This is a genomic window from Pseudomonas sichuanensis (assembly GCF_003231305.1).
GTDB lineage: Bacteria > Pseudomonadota > Gammaproteobacteria > Pseudomonadales > Pseudomonadaceae > Aquipseudomonas > Aquipseudomonas sichuanensis.
In genome coordinates this window covers 38,034-54,492 of the sequence record NZ_QKVM01000020.1, presented here as the reverse complement: position 1 = coordinate 54,492, position 16,459 = coordinate 38,034, and the positions used below count along the sequence as shown (strand labels likewise).

Sequence of the window (16,459 nt, the reverse complement as noted above, 5' to 3'; positions counted from 1 at the left end):
ACCGCCGCTCCCACAGGGTTTCGCGATCCCTGTGGGAGCGGCGGTTCGGCGCCCCGATTTACCCGCGAATCGAGTGCGCAGCGCTCGTCTCATGACTCCCCGCGGTTCTTCTTGACGATGCTATCGGCAATGCTCGCCGGTGCCTCGGCATAGCGGGTGAATTCCATGGTGTAGCTGGCCCGGCCCTGGGTCATCGAGCGCATCGAGGTGGCGTAGCCGAACATCTCGCCCAGCGGCACCTCGGCCCGTATGACCTTGCCGGCCGGGGTCTCGTCGCCGTCCTGGATCATCCCACGGCGCCGGCTCAGGTCGCCCATGATGTCGCCCTGATACTCCTCGGGCGTCACCACCTCGACCTTCATCACCGGCTCCAGCAACACGGCGCCGCCTTTCTGCGACAACTGCTTGGTGGCCATCGAGGCGGCGATCTTGTAGGCCATCTCGTTGGAGTCGACGTCGTGGTACGAGCCGTCGAACACCGCCGCCTTGAGGCTGATCAGCGGGTAGCCGGCCAGCACGCCGTTCTTCATCTGCTCCTCGATGCCTTTCTGGATCGCCGGGATGTACTCACGTGGCACCACGCCGCCGACGATCTCGTTGACGAACTCCAGCCCTTCCTTGCCCTCGTCGCCCGGGGCGAAGCGAATCCAGCAGTGGCCATACTGGCCACGCCCGCCCGACTGGCGCACGAAGCGGCCTTCGATCTCGCAGGTGTTGCGGATCTTCTCGCGGTAGGCCACCTGCGGCTTGCCGATATTGGCCTCCACGTTGAACTCGCGGCGCATCCTGTCGATGATGATGTCCAGGTGCAGTTCACCCATGCCGGAGATGATGGTCTGCCCGGTTTCCTCATCGGTCTTGACCCGGAACGACGGGTCTTCCTGGGCCAGCTTGCTCAGGGCGATGCCCATTTTTTCCTGGTCGCCTTTGGTCTTGGGTTCGACCGCCTGGGAGATCACCGGGTCCGGGAAGTCCATGCGTTCGAGGATGATCGGCTTGTCCATGTCGCACAGGGTGTCGCCGGTGGTCACGTCCTTCATGCCGATCAACGCGGCAATGTCGCCGGCGCACACGTCCTTGATCTCGGCGCGCTGGTTGGCGTGCATCTGCACCATGCGGCCGATGCGTTCCTTCTTGCCCTTGACCGAATTGAGCACCGCATTGCCGGAGCTGAGCACGCCCGAATACACCCGAGCGAAGGTCAGGGTGCCGACGAACGGGTCGGTGGCGATCTTGAAGGCCAGGGCCGAGAACGGCTCCTTGTCGTCGGCGTGGCGTTCCAGGTGCTTCTCTTCATCGTCCGGGTCGGTGCCCTTGATCGCGGGGATTTCGGATGGGGCGGGCAGGTAGTCGATCACCGCGTCGAGCATCAACGGCACGCCCTTGTTCTTGAACGACGAGCCGAGGATGGTCGGGACGATTTCATTGGCGATGGTGCGCTGGCGCAGGGCTGCCTTGATTTCCTCGGTGGTGAATTCCTCGCCGTCGAGGAACTTCAGGGTCAGCGCTTCGCTGGCATCCGCCGCTGCCTCGATCATATGCGCCCGCCATTCATCGGCCAGGGCCTGCAGCTCGGCGGGGATCGCTTCTTCGCGGTAACTGGTGCCGTTGTCGGCGTCGTTCCAGTAGATGGCCTTCATCTTCACCAGGTCGATCTGGCCGATGAAGTTCTCCTCGCTGCCGATGGCCAGCTGGATCGGCACAGGGTGGTGGCCCAGGCGCTGGTCGATCTGCTTCACCACGCGCAGGAAGTCGGCGCCCTGGCGGTCCATCTTGTTGATATAGGCCAGGCGCGGCACGTGGTACTTGTTGGCCTGGCGCCAGACGGTCTCGGACTGCGGTTCCACGCCATCGGCGCCGCTGAACACCACCACCGCGCCATCGAGTACGCGCAACGAGCGCTCCACCTCGATGGTGAAGTCGACGTGGCCGGGGGTGTCGATGATGTTGAAGCGGTACTTGTGCTCGAACTGCTTGGTCGAGCCTTGCCAGAACGCGGTGGTGGCCGCCGAGGTGATGGTGATGCCGCGCTCCTGCTCCTGGGCCATCCAGTCCATGGTCGCGGCGCCGTCGTGCACCTCACCCATCTTGTGGTTGACCCCGGTGTAGAACAGGATCCGCTCGGTGGTGGTGGTCTTGCCGGCATCGACGTGGGCGACGATGCCGATATTGCGGTACAGCTCGATGGGGGTCGTGCGGGCCATGGCGGGTCACCTGCGGGTGAGGGTTCTCCCAACTTAGCAGAGCGGGAGAATCCTGCCGTGGCCGCCGTCAGTCGGCGAGCACTTGCAACTGCCACTGGCCGTCGACTTCGCGGGCCAGGCCGCTGGCCGGCAGCAGGGCCAGCAGGCGGGCGTGCAGGTTGGCCTCGGTGAAGGACTTGAGGGTGGTCATGTCCAGTGCGCCGACGGTGACCAGGTCGTTCTTGGTGTAGGACAGCCAGGCCTTCTTCAGCACCAGCAGTACGTCACTGCCGGCCGTGTTGGCGAAGCGGCGATTGACCGTGCGGCCTTCCAGTTCGAAGGTGTGGCGGTGGCTGTAGCTGCTTTCGTCGCCGTTGCCCTCTACACAGCGATGGCAGCGGCAGGCGCCATCGGCGAAGGCATTGCGCAGGTAGCTGTTGAAGTCCACGACGGGCTTGAGGGTCAGGCGTTTGTCGACCTCGAACAGGTCGGCGATCAGGGGAAGTTCTGCGCTCACTCGGTATCCTCGCGTGGTGTGGCGTGCATCGGCGGGCACCCTAACAGATCGGGGCAGGGGAGGCCATGTGGATCATCAGACTCATCGCGGGGCAAGCCCGCTCCCACGAACCGGTGTCCAACCGTGGGAGCGGGCTTGCCCCGCGATGAGGCCGGTAGAGACAACCGGAAGCGCCTGCCGTACTCTACGCGCCCATACGCCTAATACACCTGTGAGGTAACCTCGCTTGAGCACCAAGTACCCCTACATCGCCACCGTGACCGTCAGCGCCGAAGACCGTGGGGGCGACACCGAGGCCTCGGAGAACACCAACATGCGCGCGGGCCTTGAGGCGGTGACCGAGGTGCTGAAGAAAGTGCATTTCGTCGGCACGCTCGCGGCCCCCGAAAAAGATGCCACGCACATCTGCGTCACCCTGGAGAACGGCTTGAGCTACTACGGCCCGATCGTCAACGGCCACGCCGAACTCGAAGGCGGCTGGATCGCCTTCGAAAACGACATGCTTACCCCCGAAGAACTCGGGCTGTAAGCCTCAGCCCAGTTCCGCCAGGCACTGCTCGAGGATATCCAGCCCTTCCTCGAGCACCTGTGGCTCGATGGTCAGCGGTGCCAGCAGGCGGATGATGTGCCGCGCCTTGCCACTCGGCATCAGCAGCAGCCCCTTGTTACGCGCCGCTTCCAGCACCTTGGCCAGCACCGCTGGCGCCGGGCTGCCGTCGGCATTGAGCAGTTCGATGCCGCGCATGGCGCCGGTGCCGGTCAGGCGCCCGAGCGCAGCGCACACCCCTGAGGTTTTCCAGCGTGCATGGCGCGCGACGATGGCCTGTTCCTGGCGTTCGCCCCAGGTGGCCAGGTTGGCGTCGGTCATCTGCGCCAGGCTCGCCAGTGCCGCTGCACAGGCGATCGGGTTGCCCGAGTAGGTCCCGCCCAGTCCGCCCTTGGGCAGCGCATCGATGATTTCCCTGCGGCCGACCACCGCACCCAGCGGCATGCCGCCGGCGATGCTCTTGGCCAGCAGCAGCAAGTCGGGCTCGATGCCCAGGCGGGGGAATGCAAAACGTTGCCCGGTACGGCCGAAGCCCGACTGGATCTCGTCGATGATGACCAGGATCCCGTGCTCGTCGCAGAAGCGCCGCAGCGCCTGGGCAAATATCGGGTCCAGGGCGAGGAAGCCGCCTTCCCCCTGCACCGGCTCGAAGATGAAGGCCGCCACGTCCTCCACCGCCAGTTCAACGCTGAACAGCCGCTCCATGGCCTTGAGCGCCTGCTCGCAGGTGACCCCGGTGTCGGCACTGGGGTAGGGCAGGTGGTAGACCGGGCCGGGCAGCTCGCCCACGCGTTGCTTGTAGGGCGCGACCTTGCCGTTGAGGTTGAGGGTGGCCAGGGTGCGGCCATGGAAGCCGCCGTCGAAGGCGATGATGGCGCGCTTGCCGGTGGCGCCACGGGCCACCTTCAGGGCATTTTCCGCCGCCTCCGCGCCACTGTTGGTGAGCATGCCCGCCAAGGGGTAGCTGACCGGCACGAACTGGCGCAAGCGCTCCATCAGCTCCAGGTACGGGCCATGGGGGGCGGCGTTGAACGCATAGTGGGTCAGGCGCGTGGCCTGCAACTGGATCGCCTCGACCACCGCCGGGTTGCAGTGGCCCAGATTGAGCACGCCAATGCCACCGACAAAGTCGATATAACGTTTGCCGGCGGTATCCCAGACTTCGGCGTTACGGCCATGGGAAAGTGTAATCGGGTGAACGATGGCGATGGACTGGCTGATACTTTCCTGATTCATGTGCACGCGGCCTGTTGTTCGAATTACTGACTATCGAAGCGTGCCGGGGATATATTCCGCAAACGAATTATCGGATTGCGATCATTCCTCCAATTCTTGAAGTAAGGGTTCTGGGGCGTGGGAGCGGGCTTGCCCCGCGATCTGCCGCAACGCGGCAGTCAAGCCTGAATTCGCGGCGTCTTTGACACAATTTGATAGCGGGTACAGGAGCGCCTCGCATTCCATCGCGGGGCAAGCCCGCTCCCACAAAACTTTTCGTACAGAACCTAACCCTCTTCAGCCACCCGCTCGCGAATCCATTGCACAAAGGCCCGTACCTTAGGCACCTCGGCCGCATGCTCGGCATGCGCCATGAAGTGCCGCCCATTGCTGGCCACCGGGTGGTCCCAGGCCACCACCAGCTTGCCCTCGCTCAGTTCCTCGGCCACCAGATAGCGTGGGATCAGGGCAATGCCGCAGCCGGCGATGGCGGCGCGAATGCACAGGTAGAACGTGTCGAAACGCGGCCCGTGGTAGCTGTTCTGGCTGTGCAGCCCCAGCCCCAGGAACCACTCGTGCCAGGCCTCCGGGCGCGAGGCGCATTGCAGCAGACGGTGCTCGGTGAGCATCTGGGCGCTACTGAAACGCTGTCGGGCCACCAGGCCAGGGGCGCACACCGGCACCACCTCCTCGCTGAACAGCTCGATGCAGGTCGCCCCCGGCCAGGTGCCCTGGCCAAAGAAAAACGCCACGTCGGCCTTGGCCTGCACCAGGTCGAACGGTTCCAGCTCGTTGCGGATGTCCAGGTGGATGCGCGGGTGCCGCTCACCAAAACCCTTGAGCCGGGGCACCAGCCAGCGTGCACCGAAGGTCGGCTGGGTGGCGATGCGCAGCACCTCGGTCTCGTCGCCGTAGCTGAGGATGTAGCGGCTGGAGATGTCGATCTGGGTGAGGATCTTGTTCACCTCGGTGAGGTACAGCGCCCCTGCCGGAGTGAGGTGCAGGCGTCGGCGAATGCGCTGGAACAGCGGGTGGGCAAGCATGTCCTCGAGCTGCGCCACCTGCTTGCTGACCGCGCTCTGGGTCAGGTGCAGTTCCTGCGCCGCGCGGGTGAAACTCAGGTGGCGGGCGGCGGCCTCGAAGCACTGCAGGGCGGTGGTGGACGGCATCAGGCGTTTGGACATGGCGAAGGCGCTACCCGGCAAAAAAGGAAGGAATTCATTCCCAAATAGAATGATGTGCTTCGAAAAGGTCGTTTGTTGACCCGTCCCTATAGATTAATACTGACCTGGATCAACGATGACAACCGGTAGTGCGAAGAGGAGGGCAAAACCACGACCGGCGTTTACAAGAACAACAACGAGCACCTGCGACTTACTGAATTCTGCTCCAACTTTCAGCCGTCCTTGCAACGGCCGACCCATTCGAGGGTTCCCCATGGCATCGCCAGAAAATAAGAAACAGCGTTCCCTGCAACACGGCCTGACCTCCCGTCAGGTCTCGATGATTTCCATCGCCGGCATCATCGGCGCCGGGCTGTTCATCGGCTCCTCCAACGCCATCGCCACCGCCGGCCCGGCCATTCTCATCTCCTATGCCATGACCGGCTTGCTGGTGCTGCTGGTGATGCGCATGCTCGGCGAAATGGCTATCGCCAACCCCAACAGCGGTTCGTTCTCCACCTACGCCTCCGAGGCCATCGGCCCTTGGGCAGGCTTCACCATCGGTTGGCTGTACTGGTGGTTCTGGGTGCTGATCATTCCGGTCGAGGCGATTGCCGGCGCCGACATCCTGCACGCCTACTTCCCGGGCGTGCCGTCCTGGCTGTTCGCCTTCCTGATCATGGTCGTGCTGTCGGGTACCAACCTGGTCAGCGTGAAGAACTTCGGTGCCTTCGAGTACTGGTTTGCGCTGGTGAAAGTGGTTGCGATCATTGCCTTCATCGTGGTCTGCAGCCTGGCGGTGTTCGGCTTCTGGCCGCTGGCCGAGGTTTCCGGGGTGAGCCGCCTGTGGGACCACGGTGGCTTCATGCCCAACGGCTTCGGCACCGTGCTGGGTGGCGTGCTGATCACCATCTTCTCGTTCTTCGGCGCCGAGATCGTCACCATCGCCGCCGACGAGACCGCCAATCCGAAAGACAAGATCCGCCGCGCTACCAACCTGGTGGTGTACCGTATTGCGATCTTCTACCTGGCATCGATCTTCCTGGTGGTGTCGCTGGTGGCCTGGAACGACCCTGCCTTGAAAGCCGTGGGTTCGTTCCAGCGCGTGCTCGAGGTGCTCAATGTGCCCGGGGCCAAGCTGCTGGTTGACCTGGTGGTGTTGGTGGCAGTGACCAGTTGCATGAACTCCGGCCTCTATACCGCTTCGCGGATGCTGTACTCCCTGGGGGCCCGTGGCCAGGCGCTGAGCATGACCAAGCGCATCTCGGGTGCTGGCGTGCCGACCGTGGCGGTGATCCTCTCGACCCTGGCAGGCTTCGCTGGCTGCCTGGTCAACTATGTGTTCCCCGGCAAGGTGTTCGGCTTCCTGCTCTCGACTACTGGCGCCATCGCGTTGCTGGTGTACCTGGTGATCGCCGTTTCGCAGTTGCGCATGCGTGCCCGTGCCGAGCGTGAAGGGCGGCCGCTGGAGCTGAAGATGTGGCTGTTCCCGTGGCTGACCTGGCTGGTGATCGGCACCATCGTGATGGTGCTGGGCTACATGCTGTTCAGCGATGCCTACCGCTATGAAACGCTGATGACCGCCGGGGTGACCTTGTTCATCCTGCTGGTTTCGCTGACCCAGAAGCGCGGCAGGGCGGTGGCGCAGACGGCTTGATGTTTCTGCTTTAATGGGGGCGTTTCGCGCCCCCATTCCAACAAGCACAGGCTGCGTATGAACCATCAGATGCTCTCCCTCCAGGCCCTCGCCGCACCCGACGGCACTTGCTACGGCTGCGGTAGCGCCCACCCCTCCGGCTTGCACCTGCAAAGCCACTGGGATGCCGACGGCATCCACCTGTTGTGCCGGCATGCACCGGATGAAACCTTCATCGGCTGGCCCGGCCTGGTTTACGGCGGCTTGCTGGCCATGCTGGTCGACTGCCACTCCAACTGGACCGCCATGGCCTACCACTACCGTGCCGAGGGTCGCGAGGCGGGCAGCCTGCCGCGTATCGATTGCGTCACCGGGAGCCTCGGGCTCAACTACCTGAAACCGACCCCGATGGGCGTGGAGCTGTTGCTCAAGGCCCGCGTGGAGGGCGAAGTCGGGCGCAAGACGCGGGTCATCTGCGAGGTCTGGGCGGGTGATGTCCTGACCGTCACCGCCGACTCGGTGTTCGTGCGGGTGGACACCGAAAAACTCAAGCTCAAGGCACACGGCCAGGCCTGACAACAGGCCGTTCACCTAGCATTTTTGCCAGTAGACGCCTGAACGGTGCTCGCCCCAAACGTGGGCGTGCGCCGTTCAGGCGTTTTGCCGTCCGGCATAGGGCCTGTGCCGAAGCAGTTGTTGAAAAAGCCGACAGGGTGGCTGGGAAAAGTCCTATTTGGCCGTCAGCTTCGCGGCAATAGTCTTGCGTCGTTTCCAGATCAGGCTGTCTGTTCATCAACTGCCTGTGGTCACCGACGCCGGTGGCCGCAGATTCGCGAGCGCATCAAAGGAGCCTATTCCATGCGTTTCAACTGCAAGACCTTGTCGCTTGTCGGCCTGCTCATGATCATGAGCGGCTGCGCCAGCGTGACCGTTCCCAATGAGCAGATCGAACTGGCCCGCAGTGCGGTCAACCGCGCCGTCGCCGCCGAAGCCACCCAATATGCCCCGGTGGAGATGCGCGCCGCCCAGGACAAGATGAGTGCCCTGGACCGGGCCCTGGGTGAGAAGAAGTTCGAACAGGCCCGCACCCTGGCCGAAGGGGCGAGGGCAGACGCGCGCGTAGCCGAGCGCAAGGCGCAGGCGCTCAAGGCCAGAGAGCAGCTGGAGGTCGCCCGCAAGGGGATCGAAGTGCTCAAGCAGGAGATCCTTGATGCTCCTGACAGCCCGACTGCCGAATCCGTTCATTGAAGGAAGTGACCATGTCCAAAGTCTACCTGCTGCCCGCTGTGTCGCTTCTTGGCCTGATGCTGGCCGGCTGCGGCACCACGCCGGAAAACCCCACGTTGCTTGAAGCGCGCGAAGCCTACTCGGTGTTGCAAGGCAAACCCGAGGCAAGCCGTCTCGCCGCGCTGGAAACCCAGGACGCCTATACCGCCCTGGGCAAAGCCGAGTCGGCCTCGCTCAAGGACCGCAAATCCGCCGAGGTCGAGCGCCTGGCCACGCTGGCTGGTCGGCAGATCGAGTTTGCTGAACAGACCATCGACCTGCGCAACACCGATGCCGCGCTCAAGCGTGTCGAACTTGAGCGAACCCAGGCCCGCCTGGATGCACGCACCGCACAGCTCAACGCGCTCAAGGCCAAGCCGAGTGCACGCGGCGATGTGGTGACCTTCGGTGACGTGCTGTTCCAGACCGGCAAGGCCGAGCTGAACGGCCGCAGCCACTACAACATCCAGGAACTGGCTGCGTACCTGCAGGCGAACCCTGAGCGCAAGGTGCTGGTAGAGGGTTTCACCGACGCCACCGGCAGCGATGCCCTCAACCAGCGACTGTCCGAGCACCGGGCTGACGCGGTGGCCAATGCGCTGCGCCGTCAGGGTGTGGCTGCGCAGCGCATCAAAAGCGCCGGTTACGGCAAGGAGTATCCGGTGGCCAGCAACGCCACGGCGCAGTCACGCCAGCTCAATCGACGCGTCGAGGTGGTGATCTCCAGGGGCGCCGAGGCCGTCGCGCCACGCTTCTGATGAAGCGCCGGCGCAGCCCCCCGGCTGCGCCATCCGGCACGCTGCGATGGTCAAACCGCAGCGCTGTCCCTACAGTGATCGTTTCCACGATTGCAGGGACCGAGCATGACCGATCTGAGCGCATTCCCCATCACCCGCAAGTGGCCGGCGCAACACCCCGAGCGCCTGCAGCTGTATTCGCTGCCCACGCCAAATGGCGTCAAGGTGTCGATCATGCTGGAGGAAATCGGCCTGGCCTACGAGCCGCACAAGGTCAGCTTCGACAGCGATGACCAACTGAGCCCCGAATTCATTTCGCTGAGCGCCAACAACAAGATCCCGGCGATTCTCGACCCCGATGGTCCAGGCGGCAAACCGCTGGCGTTGTTCGAGTCCGGCGCGATCCTGCAGTACCTGGCCGAAAAGAGCGGCCAGTTGCTCAGCCAGGACCCGGCCCAGCGCTACCAGACGATCCAGTGGTTGATGTTCCAGATGGGCGGCATCGGGCCGATGTTCGGCCAGGTGGGCTTCTTCCATTTCTTCGCCGGCAAGGATTACGAAGACAAGCGCCCGCGCGACCGTTACGTCAACGAGTCGAAGCGTTTGCTGGGCGTGCTGGACCGGCACCTGCAAGGCCGCGAATGGATGGTCGACGCATACAGCATCGCTGACATCGCCATCTTCCCCTGGGTGCGCAACCTGGTGGAGCGCTACAACGCCCGTGACCTGGTGGGCTTCGATGAGTTCAAGGAGGTGCAGCGGGTGCTGGCCAGCTTCCTCGAACGGCCTGCCGTTCAGCGTGGCCTGAAAATCCCCGGTTGAACGGGCATTGCTGAACCTGTGGGAGCGGGTTTGCCCGCGAAGACGGTGGGCATTCGCCATCGCATTCGCAGGTAAACCCGCTCCCACAGGTTCTCTGTTTCAGGCTAGAAAATCTGATTCAGAAGCCAGTACAGGCTGCCCGCCAACACCATCGCCGCCGGCAAGGTCAGCACCCAGGCCATCAGCAGGTTGATCAGCGTCCGCTTCTGAACCCCCGAGCCGTTGGCAACCATGGTCCCGGCTACGCCCGAGCTCAGCACATGGGTGGTCGAGACTGGCAGCCCGAACATGTCCGCCGCGCCAATGGTGCACATCGCCACCACCTCCGCCGACGCCCCCTGGGCATAGCTCAGGTGGGTCTTGCCGATCTTTTCACCCACCGTCACCACGATGCGCCGCCAGCCGACCATGGTGCCCAGGCCCAGGGCGATGGCCACCGCCACCTTGACCCACAGCGGGATGTAGCGAGTGGCATCGTCCAGCTGGCGCTTGAACAGTTGCACATGGCGGGCGGTGTCGGCGTCGAACGCCACCAGCGCGTTCTTGTCGATCAGGCGAATGGCTTCGCTGGTCAGGTACATGTCGTTGCGCACGTTGGCCATGGCCTCGGCTGGCACCCGGTTGAGCGAGCCATAACCCTTGACCTCTTCACCGATCATGCCGGTCAGCGCTGCCAGGGCGGGCACCAGCTCCGGGCTGGCCTTGGGCTCGCTGATAAAGCTGGTCAGGACTTGCCGCGGATCGGCCGGGGGCGGTTGCGGCGCGCCGCGTACCAGAGCCTGGCGGGTCACCTCGGCCACGGCCGAGAACTGCAGGGCCTGCTCGCTGGGCATGGTCTTGTTCAGGGCGTAGGCCATCGGCAGGGTGCCGACCAGGATCAACATGATCAGGCCCATGCCTTTCTGCCCGTCGTTGGAGCCGTGGGCGAACGAAACGCCGGTGCAGGTGAGGATCAGTACCCCGCGTATCCACCACGGCGGTGGCGTCTGGCCCTGCGGCGCCTGGTACAACTCACGCCGTTTGACCAGCGCGCGCAGGGCGAGCAGCAGCAGGGCGGCGCAGGCGAAGCCGATCAGCGGCGAGAACAGCAGGGCATAGCCGACCTTGCTGGCCTGGCCCCAATCCACACCGCTGGTGCCGTCGCGCCCGTGCATCAAGGCGTTGGCCACGCCCACGCCGATGATCGAGCCGATCAACGTGTGCGACGAGGAGGCCGGAAGCCCCAGCCACCAGGTGCCCAGGTTCCAGATGATCGCCGCCAGCAGCAGCGAGAAGACCATGGCAAAGCCCGCGGTGGAGCCCACCTGCAGGATCAGCTCCACCGGCAGCAGGGCGATGATGCCGAACGCCACGGCGCCGCTGGAGAGCAGCACGCCGAGGAAGTTGCACAGTCCCGACCAGACCACCGCCACCGGTGCCGGTAGCGAGTGGGTGTAGATCACCGTTGCCACGGCGTTGGCGGTGTCGTGGAAACCGTTGACGAACTCGAAGCCCAGGGCGATCAGCAGCGCCAGGCCCAGGAGCAGGAAAGGGGTCACCGTGGTGACTACCGTGCCGCTGGCGCTGACGTCCTGTTTGAGGCTCCAGAAGGTATAGGCAAGGCCGGCCAGCAGCAGGCCGAAGAACAATGCCAGGGTGGCCCGGCCGGGGCGGTGGGACAGTTGCGGGCGGGCGTCGAGCTTGGGCAGCGCATCCTGGCTGACCATCGAGGGCGTTGTCATGGAGGCTCCGGGGATGCATCGACGGTGGGAACAGGTTTCCTATCCTAGAAACAATCTGTTACCGAGGCGTGACCTCGGTCAATGGAACTCCTAGTCTAGAAGGCATCGCCCCATTGCCAAGCGAGCCCAGGATGATCCGTTGCAAGCGTGTGTACGATCCGGTCGAGGCCAGCGATGGCCAACGTGTACTGGTAGACCGTCTGTGGCCGCGCAACAAACGCAAGGAAGACTTGCGCGGGCAGTGGCTGAAGGAGGTGTCGCCATCCGACGAACTGCGCAAGGCGTTCCATGCCGGCGAACTGGATTTCGCCGCGTTCACCCGGCGCTACCAGCATGAACTGGCCGCTCATCCCGAGCATTGGTACCCGTTGCTGGACCTGGCGGACAGCGGCGACCTGACCCTGCTATACGCCGGCAAGGACACCGAGCACAACAATGCCCGGGTACTCGCCGACTGGCTGGAGGATGAACAGCAGCGGCGCGGGCCGGGCAGTTCGCCGGTGTGCTATGCCCCTTAGGGGCGGGCTTGCCGGCGATGGGGCCAATGGCAACAATGCGAACCTTGGCACTCGATCGAATCCCACCATGCCTCTTGCACTGATTCCCGCCACTGACGAACACCTCACCTTTGCCCGCGACCTGACCCGCCGGGCGATGCTGCCTTACTACCGTGAATTCGACCTGCTGTGGATCGAAGAGGCGTTCGACCAGGCCTGGGGCTGGCGCGAGCAGTGGCTGGTGGTGGAGGGCGAACAGGTGCTGGGCTTTTGCAGCCTCAGTCAGGATCGCCAGGCGTTGTACATTCGCGAACTGCATCTGTTGCCCGAGCATCGCGGGCGTGGAGTAGGGGGGTGGGTGCTGGAGGCGTTGGCAGCCTGCGCGCAGCAGCGGCATTTGCCAATGTTGCGTTTGATGGTGTTCAAGGGCAACCCGGCGCAACAACTGTATCGACGCCGGGGATTCCTCGAAGCGGGGGAGGATGAGTGCTTTGTCAGAATGCAACGAGTAATTATACGGTGACATCGAAGGTGCCGACGACTTCGTACTCTCCCGCTTTGAAGTTGAAACTTCCTTTGCGATATGTTGCTGAGGCGGCATCGATGGTCAATGTCCCCTCACTGGCGTGAAATGAATTACCTACGCCAACTTGCAGCGCGCCTTTATATGTTTTTGTTGGGCCCAGTTCATAGGTGCCTGGGGCCATGTCCTCACCGTTGGCGTGCCAAAGCATGACCATGCGCCGATCAAGTTGGGCACCGAAGTCACCAATGAGAGCCCAGCGCAACATGTGGCCTTCTGTGAAAACTACCGTCTGAGGTGGTCTGGTCGTATGGCTTAACCGCGCTTCAAAGGTTCCATTGAAATATTGCTTGCTACTTTTTTTGATATGTTCAAGAACAGCTTCGCTGTTCGGATGTTTGTGCATGCTCATGCGAAAACTCCCGGTTATAGTTGCCGCTTTAATGTGCTGCGGATGCGGAAGGGTGGCAACTGGCAAATTTAATAGTTGACGGTGTGTTTATTCTGGGTATGTGCTCTGGAGCGTGTTTGAGCATGCTGAAAATGATTGGCTCAACCATTTTCAGGGTCAATCTGGCGCCCTTTGCTTGCCAGGATTGGATCCAATTGGCATAGTGCCGGACGAATGCAAGCGCATTCACTCGGGTGCTGGACGCGCCCGAGCCGAACTGATGCAGAGGAGGCAAGCAAATGAGTGGATTCGGCCCGCGCCTGAGAGAGGAGCGCGAACGCTTGGGGCTGACCCAGCGCGTATTCGGTGACGTTGGGGGTGTCGAGCCCAATGCTCAGGGCAAATACGAGAGCGGCGAGCGTACGCCACGTATGGACTACCTCGCCGCCGTCGCGGCCAAGGGGGTCGATGCACTGTATGTGTTGACCGGTGTGCCGACCCCGGCGCCACTGGATTGCCTCACTGCCGACGAAGACCGTCTGCTCGGTGCCTTCCGCCGCTTGCCGCAAGCCGATCAGGCGGCCGTCTGGCACCTGTTGCACCGTCTGGCTGGAGAAGCTACAAGCGCTGAGGTAGTGCGGATGCGCCCACCTGAGCGTAACGCCTATTTTCATGACGCTTTACGCTAGGTTGCCTGTGAAAAATTTTGTTAAGGTGGCGGGATCCAATCGCCCCACTAATGAGGTGTCTGCTTGATTAGGGTCCTGGTGGTCGACGATCACGATCTGGTGCGTACCGGCATTACGCGCATGCTGGCCGACATCGATGGCCTGCAAGTGGTGGGGGAGGCGGACTCGGGTGAGTCTGCCCTCAAGCTTGCCCGCGAGCTCAAGCCGGACGTGGTTCTGATGGACGTGAAAATGCCAGGGATCGGCGGCCTTGAAGCAACCCGCAAATTGTTGCGCAGCCAGCCGGACACCAAAGTGGTGGCGGTAACCGTGTGCGAGGAAGACCCGTTCCCCACCCGCCTGATGCAGGCGGGTGCCGCCGGCTACCTGACCAAGGGCGCCGGGCTCGACGAAATGGTCCAGGCCATCCGCCTGGCGTTCGCCGGCCAGCGCTACATCAGCCCGCAGATTGCCCAGCAACTGGCGCTCAAGTCGTTCCAGCCCCAGGGCTCGCCGTTCGATACGCTCTCGGAGCGGGAAATCCAGATCGCCCTGATGATCGTCGGTTGCCAGAAAGTGCAGATCATCTCCGACAAGTTGTGTCTGTCCCCCAAGACCGTCAATACTTACCGTTATCGAATCTTCGAAAAACTCTCGGTCACCAGCGACGTCGAACTGACCTTGCTGGCCGTCCGCCACGGTATGGTCGACGCAAGTCTTTAAGCACACCCATGTCACAACCTTTTGATGCCAGCGCGTTCCTGGCGACCTGCAGTGGTCGCCCGGGCGTGTACCAGATGTTCGACAGCGAGGCGCGGCTGCTCTACGTGGGCAAGGCCAAGAACCTCAAGAAGCGTTTGGCCAGCTATTTCCGCAAGACCGGCCTGGCGCCCAAGACTGCCGCACTGGTGGGGCGCATCGCCCAGGTCGAGACCACCATCACCGCCAATGAGACCGAAGCGCTGCTGCTTGAGCAGACGCTGATCAAGCAGTGGCGGCCGCCTTACAACATCCTGCTGCGCGACGATAAATCCTACCCCTATGTGTTCCTTTCCGACGGTGAATTCCCGCGCCTGGGCATCCACCGTGGCGCCAAGAAAGCCAAGGGCCGCTACTTCGGCCCTTACCCCAGCGCCGGTGCCATTCGCGAAAGCCTGAGCCTGTTGCAGAAGGCCTTCTCGGTGCGCCAGTGCGAGGACAGCTATTACGCCAACCGCACCCGGCCCTGCCTGCAGTACCAGATCAAACGCTGCAAGGCGCCTTGCGTGGGCTTGGTCGAGCCGGCCGAGTATGCCGAAGACGTGCGCCACTCGGTGATGTTCCTCGAAGGGCGCAGCCAGCAACTGGGTAACGAGCTCAATGCCGAGATGGAAAAGGCCGCCATGGTCCTGAACTTCGAAAAGGCGGCCGAGCTGCGTGACCAGATCGCGTTGCTGCGCCGGGTCCAGGACCAGCAGTACATGGAAGGCGGCTCCGGCGACGTGGATGTGGTGGCGGCCTTCGTCAACCCCGGCGGCGCCTGCGTGCACCTGATCAGCGTGCGCGGCGGGCGGGTGCTGGGCAGCAAGAACTTCTTCCCCCAGGTGGGCATCGAGGAAGAGGTGGCCGAGGTCATGGCCGCGTTCCTGTCCCAGTACTACCTGGGCAATGCCGAACGCGAACTGCCGGGCGAGCTGATCGTCAATGTGGTGCACGAGGATTTCGCGGCAATCAGTGAAGCCGTACAGACCCTGCGCGGGCGCGAGCTCTGCATCAGCCACCGGGTGCGCGGCACCCGCGCGCGCTGGCAGCAGCTGGCGGTGACCAACGCCGAACAAGCGCTCAACGCCCGCCTGGCCAACCGCCAGCACATGGCCGCGCGCTTCGAGGCATTGGCCCAGGTGCTGGACCTGGATGAAGTCCCGCAGCGCCTGGAGTGCTACGACATCAGCCATTCCAGCGGCGAGGCCACCGTGGCCTCGTGCGTGGTGTTCGGCCCCGAAGGCCCGCTCAAGTCCGATTACCGCCGCTTCAACATCGAAGGCGTCACCGCCGGCGACGACTACGCCGCCATGCACCAGGCCCTGTTGCGCCGTTACGGGCGCATCAAGGACGGAGAGGGCAAGCTGCCCGACGTGCTGCTGGTGGACGGCGGCAAGGGCCAGTTGAACATGGCCCGCGACGTGATGCAGGAACTGGGCTTCGCCGACCTCACCCTGCTCGGCGTGGCCAAGGGCGTGACCCGCAAGGCCGGTTTCGAAACCCTGTACCTGAACGACGTGGCCCACGAGTTCACCCTCAGGGGCGACAACCCGGCGCTGCACCTGATCCAGCAGATCCGCGACGAGGCCCACCGTTTCGCCATCACCGGCCACCGCGCCAGGCGCGGCAAGGCGCGGCGCACCTCCAGCCTGGAAGACGTGGCCGGGGTGGGGCCCAAGCGCCGGCGCGAGCTGCTGAAACATTTCGGCGGCCTGCAGGAGCTCAACCGCGCCAGTATCGACGAGATCGCCAAGGCCCCTGGCATCAGTAAAAAGCTTGCCGAGTCGATTTATGCCAGCCTGCATAGCGAGTAGAATGCCGGGCTCAACTCG

Annotated in this window: 17 protein-coding genes; 11 read left to right on the top strand and 6 right to left on the bottom strand. The window is 63.5% G+C overall.

All coding sequences use genetic code 11. From position 1 onward, the window contains the following. Window positions 1-89 precede the first annotated feature (89 nt). Together fusA and DM373_RS12760 are read right to left on the bottom strand one after the other, a co-directional pair. On the bottom strand, window positions 90-2,204 hold the full coding sequence (gene fusA / locus DM373_RS12765; RefSeq protein WP_110993931.1) for an elongation factor G: 2,115 nt from the start codon (window positions 2,202-2,204) through the stop codon (window positions 90-92). 67 nt (window positions 2,205-2,271) lie between these two features. Then, window positions 2,272-2,700 (bottom strand): hypothetical protein, encoded by a 429-nt coding sequence (locus tag DM373_RS12760; protein ID WP_110993930.1) that lies wholly within the window; start codon window positions 2,698-2,700, stop codon window positions 2,272-2,274. Window positions 2,701-2,926: 226 nt separating this feature from the next. Here DM373_RS12760 and DM373_RS12755 point away from each other — a divergent pair, with 226 nt between their 5' ends. Then, the gene (locus DM373_RS12755) at window positions 2,927-3,229 is read left to right on the top strand and encodes a hypothetical protein (protein ID WP_110993929.1); all 303 of its coding nucleotides are present in this window, start codon (window positions 2,927-2,929) and stop codon (window positions 3,227-3,229) included. 3 nt (window positions 3,230-3,232) lie between these two features. On the opposite strand, the gene DM373_RS12750 is transcribed toward DM373_RS12755, so the two are convergent. Together DM373_RS12750 and gcvA are read right to left on the bottom strand one after the other, a co-directional pair. Continuing rightward, window positions 3,233-4,483: a 2-aminoadipate transaminase gene (locus DM373_RS12750; protein ID WP_110993928.1), complete on the bottom strand. Its 1,251-nt coding sequence runs from the start codon at window positions 4,481-4,483 to the stop codon at window positions 3,233-3,235. A 266-nt stretch (window positions 4,484-4,749) separates the two neighbouring features. After that, complete coding sequence (gcvA, locus tag DM373_RS12745; RefSeq protein ID WP_110993927.1) at window positions 4,750-5,646, bottom strand: transcriptional regulator GcvA; 897 nt, start codon at window positions 5,644-5,646, stop codon at window positions 4,750-4,752. A gap of 253 nt (window positions 5,647-5,899) precedes the next feature. Here gcvA and DM373_RS12740 point away from each other — a divergent pair, with 253 nt between their 5' ends. The 5 genes from DM373_RS12740 (at window position 5,900) to DM373_RS12720 (ending at window position 10,086) form a co-directional block, all read left to right on the top strand. After that, entirely contained in the window at window positions 5,900-7,282 is a 1,383-nt protein-coding gene (locus tag DM373_RS12740; protein WP_110993926.1) for an amino acid permease, read from the top strand. A gap of 57 nt (window positions 7,283-7,339) precedes the next feature. Then, a complete protein-coding gene (locus DM373_RS12735; RefSeq protein WP_110993925.1) occupies window positions 7,340-7,837 on the top strand; it encodes a PaaI family thioesterase in 498 nt (165 codons plus the stop codon). Between the two features lie 282 nt (window positions 7,838-8,119). Next, on the top strand, window positions 8,120-8,509 hold the full coding sequence (locus DM373_RS12730; RefSeq protein ID WP_110993924.1) for a DUF4398 domain-containing protein: 390 nt from the start codon (window positions 8,120-8,122) through the stop codon (window positions 8,507-8,509). Window positions 8,510-8,520: 11 nt separating this feature from the next. Beyond that, window positions 8,521-9,285, top strand: a complete 765-nt coding sequence (locus tag DM373_RS12725; protein ID WP_110993923.1) for an OmpA family protein — start codon at window positions 8,521-8,523, stop codon at window positions 9,283-9,285. A gap of 105 nt (window positions 9,286-9,390) precedes the next feature. Further along, a complete protein-coding gene (locus DM373_RS12720; RefSeq protein WP_110993922.1) occupies window positions 9,391-10,086 on the top strand; it encodes a glutathione S-transferase N-terminal domain-containing protein in 696 nt (231 codons plus the stop codon). 104 nt (window positions 10,087-10,190) lie between these two features. Here DM373_RS12720 and DM373_RS12715 read toward each other — a convergent pair whose 3' ends face one another. Continuing rightward, window positions 10,191-11,807, bottom strand: a complete 1,617-nt coding sequence (locus DM373_RS12715) for an inorganic phosphate transporter (RefSeq protein WP_110993921.1) — start codon at window positions 11,805-11,807, stop codon at window positions 10,191-10,193. A gap of 131 nt (window positions 11,808-11,938) precedes the next feature. Between DM373_RS12715 and DM373_RS12710 the strand changes: the two genes are divergently transcribed. After that, a complete protein-coding gene (locus DM373_RS12710; RefSeq protein WP_110993920.1) occupies window positions 11,939-12,325 on the top strand; it encodes a DUF488 domain-containing protein in 387 nt (128 codons plus the stop codon). 67 nt (window positions 12,326-12,392) lie between these two features. After that, a complete protein-coding gene (locus DM373_RS12705; protein WP_110993919.1) occupies window positions 12,393-12,827 on the top strand; it encodes a GNAT family N-acetyltransferase in 435 nt (144 codons plus the stop codon). Here the strand turns inward: DM373_RS12705 and DM373_RS12700 are convergent. Continuing rightward, window positions 12,817-13,239 (bottom strand): hypothetical protein, encoded by a 423-nt coding sequence (locus tag DM373_RS12700; RefSeq protein ID WP_157966838.1) that lies wholly within the window; start codon window positions 13,237-13,239, stop codon window positions 12,817-12,819. The genes DM373_RS12705 and DM373_RS12700 overlap by 11 nt on opposite strands. A 278-nt stretch (window positions 13,240-13,517) precedes the next feature. Here DM373_RS12700 and DM373_RS12695 point away from each other — a divergent pair, with 278 nt between their 5' ends. From DM373_RS12695 to uvrC, 3 genes are all read left to right on the top strand, one after another. Next, window positions 13,518-13,907, top strand: coding sequence for a helix-turn-helix domain-containing protein (locus DM373_RS12695; RefSeq protein WP_110993917.1), 390 nt, complete (start codon window positions 13,518-13,520; stop codon window positions 13,905-13,907). A 63-nt stretch (window positions 13,908-13,970) separates the two neighbouring features. After that, complete coding sequence (gacA, locus tag DM373_RS12690) at window positions 13,971-14,609, top strand: response regulator transcription factor GacA (protein ID WP_110993916.1); 639 nt, start codon at window positions 13,971-13,973, stop codon at window positions 14,607-14,609. Between the two features lie 8 nt (window positions 14,610-14,617). Further along, entirely contained in the window at window positions 14,618-16,441 is a 1,824-nt protein-coding gene (uvrC, locus tag DM373_RS12685; protein ID WP_110993915.1) for an excinuclease ABC subunit UvrC, read from the top strand. Window positions 16,442-16,459 lie beyond the last annotated feature (18 nt).

What these genes read in the sequence shown, in the direction of transcription:
- fusA (WP_110993931.1), bottom strand. Translation starts at nt 2,204, where the DNA reads ATGGCCCGCACGACCCCCATCGAGCTGTACCGCAATATCGGCATCGTC.
- DM373_RS12750 (WP_110993928.1), bottom strand. Translation starts at nt 4,483, where the DNA reads ATGAATCAGGAAAGTATCAGCCAGTCCATCGCCATCGTTCACCCGATT.
- gcvA (WP_110993927.1), bottom strand. Translation starts at nt 5,646, where the DNA reads ATGTCCAAACGCCTGATGCCGTCCACCACCGCCCTGCAGTGCTTCGAG.
- DM373_RS12740 (WP_110993926.1), top strand. Translation starts at nt 5,900, where the DNA reads ATGGCATCGCCAGAAAATAAGAAACAGCGTTCCCTGCAACACGGCCTG.
- DM373_RS12735 (WP_110993925.1), top strand. Translation starts at nt 7,340, where the DNA reads ATGAACCATCAGATGCTCTCCCTCCAGGCCCTCGCCGCACCCGACGGC.
- DM373_RS12730 (WP_110993924.1), top strand. Translation starts at nt 8,120, where the DNA reads ATGCGTTTCAACTGCAAGACCTTGTCGCTTGTCGGCCTGCTCATGATC.
- DM373_RS12725 (WP_110993923.1), top strand. Translation starts at nt 8,521, where the DNA reads ATGTCCAAAGTCTACCTGCTGCCCGCTGTGTCGCTTCTTGGCCTGATG.
- DM373_RS12720 (WP_110993922.1), top strand. Translation starts at nt 9,391, where the DNA reads ATGACCGATCTGAGCGCATTCCCCATCACCCGCAAGTGGCCGGCGCAA.
- DM373_RS12715 (WP_110993921.1), bottom strand. Translation starts at nt 11,807, where the DNA reads ATGACAACGCCCTCGATGGTCAGCCAGGATGCGCTGCCCAAGCTCGAC.
- DM373_RS12710 (WP_110993920.1), top strand. Translation starts at nt 11,939, where the DNA reads ATGATCCGTTGCAAGCGTGTGTACGATCCGGTCGAGGCCAGCGATGGC.
- DM373_RS12705 (WP_110993919.1), top strand. Translation starts at nt 12,393, where the DNA reads ATGCCTCTTGCACTGATTCCCGCCACTGACGAACACCTCACCTTTGCC.
- DM373_RS12700 (WP_157966838.1), bottom strand. Translation starts at nt 13,239, where the DNA reads ATGAGCATGCACAAACATCCGAACAGCGAAGCTGTTCTTGAACATATC.
- DM373_RS12695 (WP_110993917.1), top strand. Translation starts at nt 13,518, where the DNA reads ATGAGTGGATTCGGCCCGCGCCTGAGAGAGGAGCGCGAACGCTTGGGG.
- uvrC (WP_110993915.1), top strand. Translation starts at nt 14,618, where the DNA reads ATGTCACAACCTTTTGATGCCAGCGCGTTCCTGGCGACCTGCAGTGGT.